The following is a 13088-nucleotide window of genomic DNA, read 5'->3' as shown; positions in this document are numbered from 1 at the left end:
CGGGTGGGACGACCAGGAGTTCGGGGCCGGCCCCAGAAGAGCCTGCCCTCTCGAGCGACGGTGGATGAGCGGATGAGACGAAAGGAGGAGGTTCGGTGGAGTATCGACGACTCGGGCGAGCCGGTGTGCGGCTGTCGGTGATCGGCCTCGGGAGCTGGTTGACCTATGGGGCGTCGGTCGACCGGCAGCGGTCCATCGAGATCATCCGGGCGGCCTACGAGCGGGGGGTCAACTTCTTCGACACGGCCAACGTCTATCACCGCGGGGTGGCCGAGGAGGTGGTGGGCGAGGCCCTGCGCGTCTTCCCCCGCAGCTCGTACGTGCTGGCCACCAAGGTCTTCTTCCCCATGGGCGACGGCCCCAACGACCGGGGGCTCTCCCGCAAGCACATCATGGAGCAGTGCCACGCCAGCCTCAAGCGGCTCGGCACCGACTACATCGACCTCTACCAGTGTCACCGCTTCGACCCCGAGACCCCGCTCGACGAGACGCTGCGGGCCCTGGACGATCTCGTGACCCAGGGCAAGGTCCTCTACGTCGGCGTCAGCCAGTGGACGGCGGTGCAGATCGCGGACGCGGTGCACCTGGCGCGTCAGCTCGGCCTGGACCCCATCGTCTCCAACCAGCCCCTCTACAACATCCTGGAGCGCGACATCGAGCGGGAGGTGCTACCGGTCTGCGCGCGGGAGGGGATCGGCCAGGTGGTCTTCTCTCCGCTGGCGCAGGGCGTGCTGACGGGCAAGTACGCCCCCGGTCAGCCGCCGCCGGCCGGCAGCCGCGCCGCCGACCCGCGCAGCAACATGTTCATCGGGCGCTTCATGAACGAACAGACCCTCCAGCAGGTCCAGCGGCTGGCCGACCTCGCGCGCTCGGCAGGCATGACACCGGCCCAGATGGCCCTGGCGTGGGTGCTCCGGCGTCCCGAGGTGACCTCCGCCATCGTGGGCGCGACGCGCCTCGAGCAGCTGGAGGAGAACCTGGGCGCCGCCGGCCTGCGTCTCAGCGACGATCTGCTGCAGGCCATCGATGCCGTCACCGGCCACGCGCCTGCGGCGGCTTGAACACCGGACCCCGGCAGGAAGCCTGGTTAGCACGGGGAAAACAGTGCGACCGGGGCTCCGGCGCGGCACCCTAGGGGTGCGACGGGAGCCCAGCCTGGAGAGAGGCGGACAAGGAGGGGTCCGACGTGGCAACGACCGCTGTCGAGCGGCCCGGTGCGGTGACCATGTTCGGCAAGCCGGTGACCCTGGTGGGTCCGAAGATCGAGGTGGGGCAGCAGGCCCCCGACTTCACGGTCGTGGACACGGGGCTGCAACCCAAGCGCCTGGCCGACTTCAAGGGCCACGTGCTGCTGATCGCCTCGGTGCCCTCGCTGGACACCGGCGTCTGCAGCGCGGAGACCCGCACCTTCAACGAGCGTGCTGCGAGCTTCGGCCCGGATGTGCGGGTGTTGACCATCAGCATGGACCTGCCCTTCGCCCAGAAGCGCTGGTGTGGGGCAGAGGGCATCGAGCGGGTCGTCACGCTGTCGGATCACAAGGAGGCCGCGTTCGGGACGGCCTACGGCACCCTCATCAAGGAGCACCGGCTCCTGGCCCGGGCGGTCTTCGTGGTGGACCGGCAGGGCCAGGTCACGTACGTCGAGTACGTGCCGGAGGTGACTCAGCACCCCGACTACGACGCGGCCGTGGCCGCGGTCCAGCAGGCCACCCGCTGAGACGAGCCATCGGGAGGGTTGCCATCCGCCGGAGCCCGGCTGCCCGAGCCGGGCTCCGGCCGTCTCCGGCTGCAGGCTTGACGCGGGCCAGGCGCCGGGCTAAGATCCGAACACGTCATCGCCAAACAGGTGTTCGGATGGGGCGGGTGCGTCGAGATGGGCGCGACGGCCGCCGGCACATACGGTCGGCTGCGGATCTTGCCGATGCCGGCCTCCCGGGTGATCAACCCGGTGCGGGGCATGCCCTTCCGGTGGTCCTTCAACCCGTACCGCGGCTGTGCCCATGCGTGCCGGTACTGCTATGCCCGCCGCACCCACGAGTTCTTGGGTTACGACGCCGGCGACGACTTCGACCGCATCATCCTCGCCAAGCTGGACGCGCCCCGCCGCCTGCGGGCCGAGCTGGCACGGCCCACCTGGCGGCGGGAACTGGTGGCCGTCGGCACGGCCACCGACCCGTATCAGCCACCCGAGGGCAGGCTCCGGCTCACCCGGCGGAGCCTGGCCGTCTTCCTGGCGCACCGGACTCCCATCTCGTTGGTCACGAAGTCGACGCTGGTGGTACGCGATCGGGATCTGCTGGCGGAGCTCTGTCGCCAGGCACCCGGCACCATGGTCTGGATGACCGTCACCACCCTGGACCGGACGCTGGCCCGCTCGGTGGAGCCCGGCGCGCCGCCTCCCGCCCAGCGGTTGCGCGCGGTGCGGATGCTGGCGCAGGCGGGGGTGCGCGTGGGGGTCATGGTCGCCCCCATCCTGCCCGGTCTGACCGACGATGCGGCCGGGCTGGCGGCGCTGCTCCGGGCTGCCCGGGAGGCGGGGGCCGTCGACGTGCATGCCAGCCCCCTGCGCCTCTGCGAGGGGGCCAGGGAGGTCTACCTGGCGTGGCTACGACGGCGGGCGCCGTGGTTGGGTCCTCGGTATCAGGACCTGTATCGCGGAGGTGACCGCGTCGACGAGACCGTCCGCCGGCGCCTCGAGACGACGATGCACCGGCTCGAGCAGGAGGCGGGCTTCACCCGTCCGCCGTCGGGCGCGGGCTCGACGGGTGACGGGCAGACGAGCTTCGGCTGGTAAGAGAGGAGGAGGGGCACGGACGGCTAAGTGAGGAGGTACGGTCCGGGGGATGCGGGGTCCGGACCAGGGAGGGCGACGGCCATCGAGACCGTCTTTGAATCATCGAGAGAATTTGAAAGCGGTTTGGAGGCCCGCTCGTCCTCTGCGGCCAGGCGTTGGGGGGCGCCGGTCCTCGGAGGGCGGGCGGCGGCGCCCCTCGCGGACCGCCTGGCCCGGGCGCACCTGCAACGTCTCGCCCGAGGGCTCGCCCGCACGGATCCGGCGGCAGAGCGCGACATGCTGCGCGGCGTCGGCTGGCTGGTGGCCTGTCGGGAGGATGCCCGACTGCCGGTGGACGTCGCGGCCCGCCTCCTGCCGGGGGCGTCCGTCAACCCATCGCTGCAGAGCCTGGCTCGCCTGCTGGTGATCCGCTCCGTGCGGTGTCGTCGGCTGCAGCGCGCGTACCAGGCTCAGGCGCGCGCCATGCTCCGACTGCAGCGCGAGCGGCTCGCCGATGACTTCCGCCCCGCCCTGTGGCTGGGCGCGCTGTACCTGCTGGAGGGGCGGCCCGCCGAGGGGCGGCGTGCCCTGGAGGCAGCCGAGCGGCTGGCCGGAGCGGAGAAGGATGGCGCCGCGGCGCTGGCGTACGCCGCGCTGCTGATGGCCGAGGCTCGAGCGCCTTCGTCGCAGCGATCGCGCCAGGGCGAGGCCATGGCCCGGGACCCCGTGGTGAGGGCTCTGGCCGATGCGGCCGCCGCCTCCGACCGGCCGGAGGGGCTCCGCGTCGAGGCGACCGTGCCGGTGCGGGTCAGCGGACCTGCCGACGCCCCGCCATGCCTGCACGTGCAGACGTCGGCGGGCGGTCCCGTCATCGTGGGGGGGCCGGGCGGGACGCGACGGCTGGCGGCCATGGAGGGCGAGCTGTGGCTGGCCTTCCTCTCCCTCGTCGGCGGCGCCGACGCACCCTCAGGGGCAGGTCTCGAGCGCGACGCGTGGATCTCCGCCCTGTGGCCCGCGACCCCGGGTGCGGTGGGGCGCATGGAGGGGCTCTTCTCGGCGGCTATCCGCTCCTTGCGCGAGCAGCTGTGGAGCGTGGCGCGTCACCCCGTCCTGGAGGCGAGCCGTCGCGGCGGGTACCATCTGGCGCCGGGGGTCAGGGTGAGGATCACCCTGGACGTCCCGTCACTGGTGGCCAACTGGTTGCTGCCCCGCATCCGTGCCGCCGACGCCGCCCGCTCGTCGGACTCGTCGACTCCCTGAGGCTCACCGGGGCGGGCGGCATTTGACCGCGGGCGCGCCGTGACGGTACGATGAGGGCGTGCGTCTGCTCTTGTTCGACCTCGACGGCACGCTCATCAGGAGCGCCGGGGCCGGCCGCCGGGCCATGGAGCAGGCGTGGGCGGCCGTCTTCGGTCGTACCGTGACGCTCGAGCCCCGCTGGACAGCGGGGCGGACCGATCTGGCCATCTTCCGCGAGATGGCTCGCCGCAGCGGGCTGGAGGCGGAGATGGAGCGGCACCGGGACCGGCTGGTGGCGTGCTACCTCGAGGCCCTGGAGCGGGAGCTGGCGCGGGGGGCCGGCGAGGTCCTGCCGGGGGTCGTCGAGCTGCTGGGATGGGCCCGGGCCAGCGGCTGGGCGCTGGCGCTGGGTACGGGCAACCTGGAGGCCGGGGCGCGCCGTAAGCTGGAGCCCTTCGACCTCAACGGGTACTTCCCCGTCGGTGGCTTCGCTGAGGATGGCGAGGACCGCCGGGCGCTCCTGGAGGCGGCGGTGCGACGGGCGGCAGCGCAGTGGGGCGAGTGCGCCCGGTGCGTGGTCGTGGTGGGCGACACGCCGCTCGACGTGGAGGCGGCCCACGCCGCGGGCTACCAGGCCGTCGCGGTGGCGACGGGACCTTACGGGGTGGAGGAGCTGGCGGCGACGGGCGCCGAGGCGGTGCTGCCGGCCCTCGCCCCGCGGGAGCGGGCGGTCCGTGAGTTGGAGCGAGTGGCCGCCCAGGCGGCAGCGCGGGGCCTGGAGCCGGAGGAGGCGGCCCGGGGGTCGAGCCGGCGTCGGACCGGTGGGGGTGAGGGGCCATCCGCTTGCGACGGGCACTGACACGGATGGACCGATGGGTCTTCGGGTACGTGCACCTGCGGCTGGCACGGCGGTGGCTGGACCGCGTGATGCGCGTCTACACCCACCTGGGCGGCTTCGTCGCGACGGTGGGCACCGCCGGGTTGCTGCTGGTGCTGGGCGGAGAGATGCGCCGGGCCGGGATGGCATCCATGGTGGCGTTGGCCGGCAGCCAGCTGGTGGTACAGCTCCTCAAGCGCCGGACCGAGCGGCCACGCCCCTACCTGGTGCTGGCCGAGAGCCGCAGCGTGGTGGCCCCGCTGGCGGACTACTCGTTTCCGTCGGGTCATACGGCTGCCAGCTTCGCGCTGGCCACGGTGCTGGGGGCGTACTGGCCGTCGTGGGCGGGGGTGGCGCTGGGCGCCGCGGCGCTGGTGGGGCTCTCCCGCACCTACCTGGGTCACCACTATCCCTCGGACGTGCTGGTCGGGGCGCTGGTCGGCATGGGCCTGGCCTACCTGAGCCTCTTGCACTTCGGGGTGCCGGCGTCGGTCGTCGACGGGCTCGCGCCGGCGTGAGGGCCACCGCCGCGCCGCCCGGCCGGCCCGGGCAGGAGGGCCCTCGCCACGTGTTGAAAGCCAATCTGCATCCCCGGTACCGCGTGGGGGGCTCGAAAGGGCAGGGTGGCTCCCGACGACCGGTCGCCGGACGGGCGGAGGGGAGGTCCGGCATGGCCGAGGTCAGGGTGGGCGACCACGAGTCGCTGGATGCGGCGTTGCGGCGTCTCAAGCGTATCATGCGGCAAGACGGCATTCTGGCGGAGATGCGTCGTCACGAGCACTACGTCAAACCGAGCGACCGCCGCAAGCAGAAGGCGCGGGCCAAGCGCCGCCGAGGCTAGCGGCGCGGGCCTGGTGGGCTAGGGTTTGGGCCGCCCGGCATCGAAGAGATGACCGGGCGGTCGTTTCGTTTGGAGTCGTGTCGGACAGGAGCGGAGGGGCGCGGGTGCGACCACGCCACATCCGATGGACCCGGTGGGTGGCCGTCGCTATGCTCGTCGCCGGCCTGCCGGGGGGCCTCGGGGCGACCCGGGCGCGTGAGCCCTTGACGCCGCCCCCGGGCACGACGCCCACCGTCTTCGTCGTGCCCATCCGTGGCGTCATCGAGCTGGGGCTCGCCGCCTTCGTCGAGCGAGCCGTGGCCGAGGCGCGCCAGGCCGGGGCCACGGCCGTCATGGTCGATCTCGACACGCCGGGGGGCCGTGTCGACGCGGGGGAGGCCATCCGCGACGCGCTCTTGGAGGCGGGTCTTCCCACCATCGCCTTCGTCTCGCGGCGGGCCCAGTCCGCCGGGGCGCTGGTGGCGCTGGCCTGCGACTACCTGATCATGGCGCCGGGCTCCAGCATCGGAGCCGCTGAGCCCATCCCCGCGGAGGAGAAGATCGTATCGGCGCTGCGGGCCGAGTTCGAGGCGACGGCCCAGGCCAGGGGCCGCGACGGCCGGCTGGCGGCGGCCATGGTCGACAAGAGCATCGAGATCCCCGGCGTGGTGGAGGCGGGCAAGATACTGACCCTGCCTGCCTCGCAGGCGGTCCAGCTGGGCTTCGCCGACGCCCTCGCGCAGGACCGGGCCGCCGCGGCGGCCGCCGCGGGGCTGGCGGGGGCCCGGCTGGTGGAGCGCTTCCCCAACTGGGCCGAGCGGGTCGCCCGCTTCCTGACGGAGCCCACGGTCAGCTCGCTGTTGCTCACCGTCGGCTTCTTGGGCCTGCTCTACGAGCTGGCCTCGGCCGGTTGGGGGGTGGCCGGCAGCGTGGGCCTGGCCTCGCTGGCCCTCTTCTTCGGGGCGCGCCTTTTGACGGGGCTGGCGGGGTGGGAGGTCGTCATCCTCTTCCTGGTGGGCGTGGCGCTGCTGGTGCTGGAGCTGGTGGCGGTCCCGGGCTTCGGCATCGCGGGGATCCCGGGCCTGGTCGCCGTCTTCGCCAGCCTGTACCTCTCGTTTCGTGACGTGCGCTCGGCCATCTACGTCATCGGCGGCTCGGTGGCGATGACGGCGCTGGTGGGGGCGCTCACCTTCCGCTACTTCAAGGTGAGCCGCACCGGCCAGCGCATCGTGTTGCGGGAGCGCCAGGCGCCCGAGCAGGGCTACACGGCCCCGTCGGACCTCCAGCGTTGGGTCGGTCGCACGGGGCGGGCCCTGACGCCCCTTCGGCCCGGCGGCGCCATCGAGGTGGACGGGGAGCGCCTCGACGCGAGCACCGAGGGGGAGTTCCTGGAGCCAGGGACACCCGTGCGCGTGGTGAGGGCCGAGGGGCTGCGCATCGTGGTGCGACGGCTCCAGGAGCCATAGGGAGGGTTCGAAGCGATGGAACAGCTCTTGGTCTTCTGGCTTCCGGTCATCGTCGTCCTGCTCTTCCTGGTCATCTTGCTCAACTTCGTGCCCGTGGGGCTCTGGATCTCGGCCTGGGCCGCAGGGGTGCCGGTCAGCATCTTCACCCTGGTGGGGATGCGGCTGCGACGGGTGCCGCCTGCGGGCATCATCCTGCCGCTCATCAAGGCGCAGAAGGCCGGCCTGGACGTGGCCATCGACAAGCTGGAGGCCCACTTCCTGGCCGGGGGCAACGTGGACCGGGTGGTGGACGCCCTCATCGCCGCGCAGCGTGCCAACATCGGCCTCAGCTTCGAGCGGGCGGCGGCCATCGACCTGGCCGGTCGCAACGTGCTGGAGGCCGTCCAGATGAGCGTCAACCCCAAGGTGATCGAGACTCCCACGGTGGCGGCGGTGGCCAAGGACGGGATCGAGCTCAAGGTGAAGGCCCGCGTGACGGTGCGGGCCAACATCGACCGCCTGGTAGGCGGCGCCGGCGAGGCCACCATCATCGCCCGGGTGGGGGAGGGGATCGTGACGACCGTCGGCTCCTCCGAGACCCACAAGGAGGTCCTGGAGAACCCGGACCGCATCTCCAAGACGGTCCTGGCCAAGGGGCTGGACGCCGGCACCGCCTTCGAGATCCTCTCCATCGACATCGCCGACGTGGACGTGGGGCGCAACATCGGCGCCCAGCTCCAGGTGGACCAGGCCATAGCCGACAAGAACATCGCCGAGGCCAAGGCCGCAGAGCGCCGCTTCGCCGCCCTGGCCCGGGAGCAGGAGATGCTGGCCATGGTCCAGGAGATGCGGGCCAAGGTGGTCCAGGCCGAGGCCGAGGTACCCCTGGCGCTGGCGGCGGCGTTGCGCGAGGGCAAGCTCGGGGTGATGGACTACTACACGATGCAAAACGTCCTCGCCGACACGGCCATGCGCCAGGCCATCGGACGCTCGGGCGAGGGCCGGGTGCCGGGGCTCGAGCCGCCGCCGGCTCCGGGCGAGTCGGGACGGGGCAAGCCCGCGATGCCCGGCGAGGGCGGCGGAGCCGGGCGTTGAGCGGCAGGGGAAGGGGGCCCGCGGGTCGTGGATGAGCTGCTGCCCCTCCTGATCTGGGCGGCCATCGTGGTGCTGGGGGCCATCCGCAACGCCTCCCGGCAGCGGGCCCGCACGGGTCGCTCGCCGGCAGCCCGCAGCCCGCAGCCGCGGCCCGCTCGCCTCAGGCGCTGCGGCCCAGGCTCCCGTCTCCGCCGGCCCCGGTGACGGAGGAGGTCCGCCGGTCGTGCAGCCGATGCCTCCCGCCTGGGACGAGGGATCAGCCTCGAGTGGCCGGAGGCCAGCGGCCGCGGGCCGCTCTCGCCGCGCAGGCGGAGCTCCCCGGGCGGATCCGGGCGACCTCCGGCAGCGTCCGCATGGGCGTGGGCGGTGGTGATGGCGGAGGTGCTGGGGCCCCCCCGAGCCCTCCGGCCGTACCGGGGCCCCGTGAGCTCCCGCTGGCGGGGCGCGTAGGGGGCGGGCTCACCGCCCGGTGCCGCGTGCGGCGCCCACGCTCGCCCCCAGCAACGCGGCCGGCGTGGTCAGGAGCAGCGACACCATCAGTCGCGACGCGACGAAAGAGGCCAGTGCCTGCTGTTGCACCGCGTCGAGGGTGCCCGTCGTGGCAGGGGCCGCCAGGATGAGAGCGAGGCCCGACGCCCCCAAGACGAGGGCCAGCGCCACCTGCAGAGCGGCCCCCGCCATGCGGGCGACCCGCCATCCCAGCAAGAGGCCCATGAGGGCGGCCGTAGCCACGGGCACGGCCGGTCCCCGGTCGCTCAGCCAGGGCACCGGGCTCATCTCCGGGATCCACCAGCCGGCCAGGGCGAAGGCCAGGGTGCTGCCGGCGCCGGCGACGGCCAGGGCATCGACGAGAAGGGAGCCGAGCCGCTCGCCCCACCGAAGTCGCGAAGGCCTCGACGCTCCCACGCTCATGGCGTCGTCCCCTCCGGGTAGAGAGTACGCCGGGCGAACGGACGAGGGCCGATGACCGGCAGCTGCATCCCGCCCGATAGCTGGAAGACCCAGGCACCGACGTCGTCGACTCCGGCGACGGCCGGCGGGTCTCCCGGGGGGCGAGGAAAGGCCAGCTCCACGGCCCGGCTGCCTCCGGGCGGCACCTCCAGGGGGTCTGCTCGCCGGTCGAGACTGGCAGCGCCGACGTAGCGACCGTCGCGCCAGGCCAGGACCTGTATCTCCAGCAGGGCGATGGGCCACGGCCCCGGGTTGCGGTAGGCGATGCGCACCCCGAGGCGGCCGTCAGCCAGGACCATGGGCTCGGCCGCCGACTCGAAGCGGCCCAGCGTCGCCGCCACCCGGACGTACCGGCGTGCCATCTCCACGCTGCCCGCCGCGGAGGCCACGCCCAGCACAGCCAGCAGGACAGCCGCGAGAGTGGAGAAGGACCATCGCCGCGCACCCAACGGAGCCGATCCCTGCCCTTCGCGGCGCCATCTTCGTGCGGCACGACCGGCCCTCCTGCCGTCCGCGGCCGCGCGGGTGGGCCGTCCCCGTGCCGGCACTCGGGCTTGCACCGCGGCTGCCGGGCGCGGCAAAATCTGTCGAAGCGACCCCGCGGCCCCATCGAAGAGGAGGTCGGACCGACGTTGGACTTCGCCGTTACGGAGCGAGCGGCCGCCCGGGACTTCACCGAGCCGCCCCCGTCCAAGGTGGACCTCGCCGCCATCGACGTGCACACCCACGCCGCCGTCATGCCCGAGACGGCCCACCTGCTGCACGCCGCCCGGCTCTACGGCATCGAGACGCTGGTGGTCATCACGCGGGAGTGGATCGAGCCCGCCCGCCTCGCCGACGGGTGGGACGGTCGCATCCTGGTGGCGCCGCAGCTCGACTACCGGCAGCTCGACGACGCCGATGCCTTCGTGCGCACCAACGTCGCCAGGGTCGAGCAGGCCCACCAGCTGGGCGCGCGGCTGATCAAGTTCTGGTTCACGCCCCGCTTCTACGCCACGACCCGGCTGCGGCTCGACGATGCCCGCCTGGAGCCGATCTTCGCTCGCATGGAGGCGCTGGGGCTCGGCGCCCTGGTGCACGTCTCCGACCCCGACGTCTGGTTCGAGCGGGTCTACACGGACCGCTCCCTCTACGGCAGCAAGGAGGAGCAGTATCCGCAGCTGGAGGCGGTGCTGGCCCGCCACCGGGGCATCCGGATCATCGCCGCCCACATGGGCGGCGATCCGGAGCACCTCGACCACCTTCAGGCCCTGCTGGACCGCCACCCCAATCTCTTCCTCGACACCAGCGCCACCAAGTGGATGGTACGGGAGCTGGGACGCCAGCGGGAGGCGGCGCGTCAGTTCATCGTGCGCAACGCCGACCGCATCCTCTTCGGCACCGATCAGGTGGTGACAGCCGGCTCGTCGCTGGTGCGCTACACGTCGCGCTACTGGACCCACCGCCTCTTTTGGGAGACGGACCGGGTCTGCCCCTCCCCCGTCGAAGACCCGGACTGCGACGGGATGCCGGTCATCCGGGGGCTGGACCTGCCCGAGGAGGTGCTGGTGCGGCTGTACCGCACCAACGCCACGCGCGTGCTGGGCATCTGACCCCGCCGTCTCCGGCCCTCCGGCTACCGCCGAGGGGCGGAGAGCCCGCTGGCCACGGTGGCGGCACGGCCGCCGGCGGCTCGCCGGGAGAGCCCCAACAGGCCGCGGATGCGGTCGGCCAGGTGGCGGCTCCAGGCCGCCGGGCGCCTGGCGGCCGACTGGGCCTTGGGATCGAAGGCGTCCCGGATGCCGTCGCCGAGGAAGTTGTAGGCCAGCACGGCGACGAAGATGGCGAGTCCGGGCACCAGGGTCCACGGGAAGCGAGCGATGGAGGCGATGTTGGTCGCCCGGCTCAGCATGTTGCCCCAGCTGGCGTAAGGTTCCTGGACGCCCACCCCGATGAGGGAGAGGCCCGACTCGGCCAGGATGAAGCCGGGCACCGACAGGGTCATGCTGACGATGGCCCACGACATCACGTTGGGCAGGATGTGGCGGGTGACGATGCGCAGGTGGTTGGCCCCCATGGCCCGAGCCGCCACGACGAACTCCTGCTCCTTGATGGAGAGCACCTGCGAGCGCACCACCCTGGCCCCGGCCGGCCACCCGACGAAGCTCAGGATCACGACGATGAAGAAGAAGCGGGTCTGCGAGGGGACGTTGAGGGGCAGAAGCCCGCTGAGGGCCACCAGAAGGTAGAAGCCGGGGATGGCCAGGATGATCTCGGCCAACCGCATCATGACGTTGTCGACGATGCCCCCGAAGTAGCCCGATATCCCGCCGTACAGCAGGCTGATGGTCAGCGTCAGCACGATGCCCAGGATGCCGATGAACAGCGATCGCCGGGCTCCGAAGAGCAGGCGCGTGAAGATGTCGCGCCCCAGCTCGTCGGTGCCCAGCAAGAAGATGCTGCCGGGGGCGTCGACCCCGAAGAGGTGGATGTCGGTGGGGATGAGCCAGAGCAGGCGATAGGGCTCGCCCCGCACGAAGAGGCGCACGGGGTAGATCTGGTCGGTGCGCTCCCGCCAGGTGCGCAGGCGCCGGTCCTCCAGCTCGGTGCCGTAGACGAAGGGCCACCGCAGCCTGCCCTCGGCATCCACGATGCGGACCCGGGTGGGCGGATGGTAGAACTTGCGCCGATCCTGCCACGTCTCCGAGTAGGGCCCCACGAAGTCGGCGAAGATGGCCAGCAGGTGCAGGAGGATCAGGACGGCGCCCGCTACCCGGGCCGAGCGGTTGGCCCGCAGACGCCGCCACCCTGCCTGCCACAGCGACTCGCCGGCGTGCGCGCCCGCGGTGGGTTGCAGCGGTTGGCTCATGCCAGCCTCACCCGTGGATCGGCCCACGCCAGCAGGATGTCGGCCACCAGGTTGCCCGTCACCAGCATGACGCCTCCGATGGTGACGCTACCCATCACCAGGTAGTAGTCCTGACTCTGCACCGCCTCCAGGATGAGCCGTCCGAGGCCCGGCCACGAGGTGATGATCTCCGTCAGCGCCGCGCCGCTCAACAGCCCGCCCAGCTCGAAGCCGAAGAGGGTGATCATGACGTTGAGGGCGTTGCGCAACCCGTGGCGCCAGATGACGGCCCGCTCCGGCAGGCCCTTGGCCCGGGCGGTGGTGATGTACTCCTGCCGGAGCACGTCCAAGAGGCCCGAGCGCAGGTAGCGGGTCAGGGAGGCCACCCCGGCCGTGCCCAGCACCACCGCGGGGATGAGCAGGTGACGCAGCACGTCGACCACCTGCTCCCAGAAGCCCCAGCTAGCCGCTCCGGGGCTGGTCATGCCGCCGACGGGCAGGGGCAGCCGCCATCGCACGACGGCGAAGAGCAGCAGCATGGCCAGGAAGAAGTTGGGAATCGAAAGCCCCAGGAGCGAGACGAAGGTCAGGGTGCGGTCGTAGCCGGTGTGGGCCCGCACCGCGGCGTAGACGCCCAGGGGAAAGGCCAACAGCCACGAGATGGCCGCCGAGCTGACGGCCAAAAGCAGCGTGTTGAGGGCGCGGCTGCCGATGAGGTAGGTGACCGGGACCTGGTAGGTGAAGGACTGGCCCAGGTCGAGTCGCAGCAGGTTCCACAGCCACCGCAGGTACTGCACCAGCACCGGCTGATCCAGGCCGAATTGCGCCTCGATGCGGGCGATGGTCTCGGGGGAGAGGTCGGGACGGAGCTTCAACGAGCTGACGAAACTCCCCGGTGCCGCGTACATGATGAGGAAGCTGAGCAGGCTGATGCCGAGCAGCATGGGGATCATCTGGATCAGCCTGCGGCCGATGAAGCGCCACATGGACCCCCGGCACACCCCTTCGCCCGTCGCGGGGGCGCCGGCCCGGCGCCCCCGCGACCTCTACGGACGGCGATC

Annotated in this window: 15 protein-coding genes; 11 read left to right on the top strand and 4 right to left on the bottom strand. The window is 72.3% G+C overall.

The window, feature by feature from the left end; genetic code table 11:
* Window positions 1-95 precede the first annotated feature (95 nt).
* From VLY81_RS08685 to VLY81_RS08640, 10 genes are all read left to right on the top strand, one after another.
* Window positions 96-1061, top strand: a complete 966-nt coding sequence (locus VLY81_RS08685) for an aldo/keto reductase family protein (RefSeq protein ID WP_324667772.1) — start codon at window positions 96-98, stop codon at window positions 1059-1061.
* A gap of 164 nt (window positions 1062-1225) precedes the next feature.
* Complete coding sequence (tpx, locus tag VLY81_RS08680; protein ID WP_405001361.1) at window positions 1226-1717, top strand: thiol peroxidase; 492 nt, start codon at window positions 1226-1228, stop codon at window positions 1715-1717.
* A 129-nt stretch (window positions 1718-1846) separates the two neighbouring features.
* Window positions 1847-2794 carry an SPL family radical SAM protein gene (locus tag VLY81_RS08675; protein WP_324667770.1) on the top strand — a complete coding sequence of 316 codons (948 nt, stop codon included), beginning with the start codon at window positions 1847-1849 and terminating at the stop codon, window positions 2792-2794.
* Window positions 2795-2917: 123 nt separating this feature from the next.
* Window positions 2918-4033 (top strand): hypothetical protein, encoded by a 1116-nt coding sequence (locus VLY81_RS08670; protein ID WP_324667769.1) that lies wholly within the window; start codon window positions 2918-2920, stop codon window positions 4031-4033.
* A gap of 58 nt (window positions 4034-4091) precedes the next feature.
* Entirely contained in the window at window positions 4092-4871 is a 780-nt protein-coding gene (locus VLY81_RS08665; RefSeq protein WP_324667768.1) for an HAD family hydrolase, read from the top strand.
* The gene (locus VLY81_RS08660) at window positions 4856-5407 is read left to right on the top strand and encodes a phosphatase PAP2 family protein (protein ID WP_324667767.1); all 552 of its coding nucleotides are present in this window, start codon (window positions 4856-4858) and stop codon (window positions 5405-5407) included. Before VLY81_RS08665 ends, VLY81_RS08660 begins: the two co-directional genes overlap by 16 nt.
* A 152-nt stretch (window positions 5408-5559) precedes the next feature.
* Window positions 5560-5730 (top strand): 30S ribosomal protein S21, encoded by a 171-nt coding sequence (rpsU, locus tag VLY81_RS08655; RefSeq protein ID WP_324667766.1) that lies wholly within the window; start codon window positions 5560-5562, stop codon window positions 5728-5730.
* A 77-nt stretch (window positions 5731-5807) separates the two neighbouring features.
* Window positions 5808-7175 carry an NfeD family protein gene (locus VLY81_RS08650; protein WP_324667765.1) on the top strand — a complete coding sequence of 456 codons (1368 nt, stop codon included), beginning with the start codon at window positions 5808-5810 and terminating at the stop codon, window positions 7173-7175.
* 15 nt (window positions 7176-7190) lie between these two features.
* Window positions 7191-8249: a flotillin-like protein FloA gene (gene floA / locus VLY81_RS08645; protein WP_324667764.1), complete on the top strand. Its 1059-nt coding sequence runs from the start codon at window positions 7191-7193 to the stop codon at window positions 8247-8249.
* Between the two features lie 27 nt (window positions 8250-8276).
* A complete protein-coding gene (locus tag VLY81_RS08640; protein WP_324667763.1) occupies window positions 8277-8453 on the top strand; it encodes a hypothetical protein in 177 nt (58 codons plus the stop codon).
* A 255-nt stretch (window positions 8454-8708) separates the two neighbouring features.
* Here the strand turns inward: VLY81_RS08640 and VLY81_RS08635 are convergent, their stop codons facing one another.
* Together VLY81_RS08635 and VLY81_RS08630 are read right to left on the bottom strand one after the other, a co-directional pair.
* Entirely contained in the window at window positions 8709-9161 is a 453-nt protein-coding gene (locus tag VLY81_RS08635) for a hypothetical protein (RefSeq protein ID WP_324667762.1), read from the bottom strand.
* Window positions 9158-9649: a hypothetical protein gene (locus tag VLY81_RS08630; RefSeq protein WP_324667761.1), complete on the bottom strand. Its 492-nt coding sequence runs from the start codon at window positions 9647-9649 to the stop codon at window positions 9158-9160. Before VLY81_RS08630 ends, VLY81_RS08635 begins: the two co-directional genes overlap by 4 nt.
* Before the next feature lie 183 nt (window positions 9650-9832).
* On the opposite strand from VLY81_RS08630, the gene VLY81_RS08625 reads away from it, so the two are divergent.
* The gene (locus tag VLY81_RS08625; protein WP_324667760.1) at window positions 9833-10792 is read left to right on the top strand and encodes an amidohydrolase family protein; all 960 of its coding nucleotides are present in this window, start codon (window positions 9833-9835) and stop codon (window positions 10790-10792) included.
* 23 nt (window positions 10793-10815) lie between these two features.
* On the opposite strand, the gene VLY81_RS08620 is transcribed toward VLY81_RS08625, so the two are convergent.
* Together VLY81_RS08620 and VLY81_RS08615 are read right to left on the bottom strand one after the other, a co-directional pair.
* Window positions 10816-12048, bottom strand: coding sequence for an ABC transporter permease (locus VLY81_RS08620; protein WP_324667759.1), 1233 nt, complete (start codon window positions 12046-12048; stop codon window positions 10816-10818).
* Window positions 12045-13013 (bottom strand): ABC transporter permease, encoded by a 969-nt coding sequence (locus tag VLY81_RS08615; RefSeq protein WP_324667758.1) that lies wholly within the window; start codon window positions 13011-13013, stop codon window positions 12045-12047. The genes VLY81_RS08620 and VLY81_RS08615 overlap by 4 nt, the downstream gene beginning before the upstream one ends.
* Window positions 13014-13088: the final 75 nt, after the last annotated feature.

Origin of the sequence: Limnochorda sp. LNt, assembly GCF_035593265.1 — a bacterium.
GTDB classification, from domain to species: Bacteria; Bacillota; Limnochordia; order Limnochordales; family Geochordaceae; genus Geochorda; species Geochorda subterranea.
This window is presented reverse-complemented; position numbering and strand designations above follow the sequence as displayed.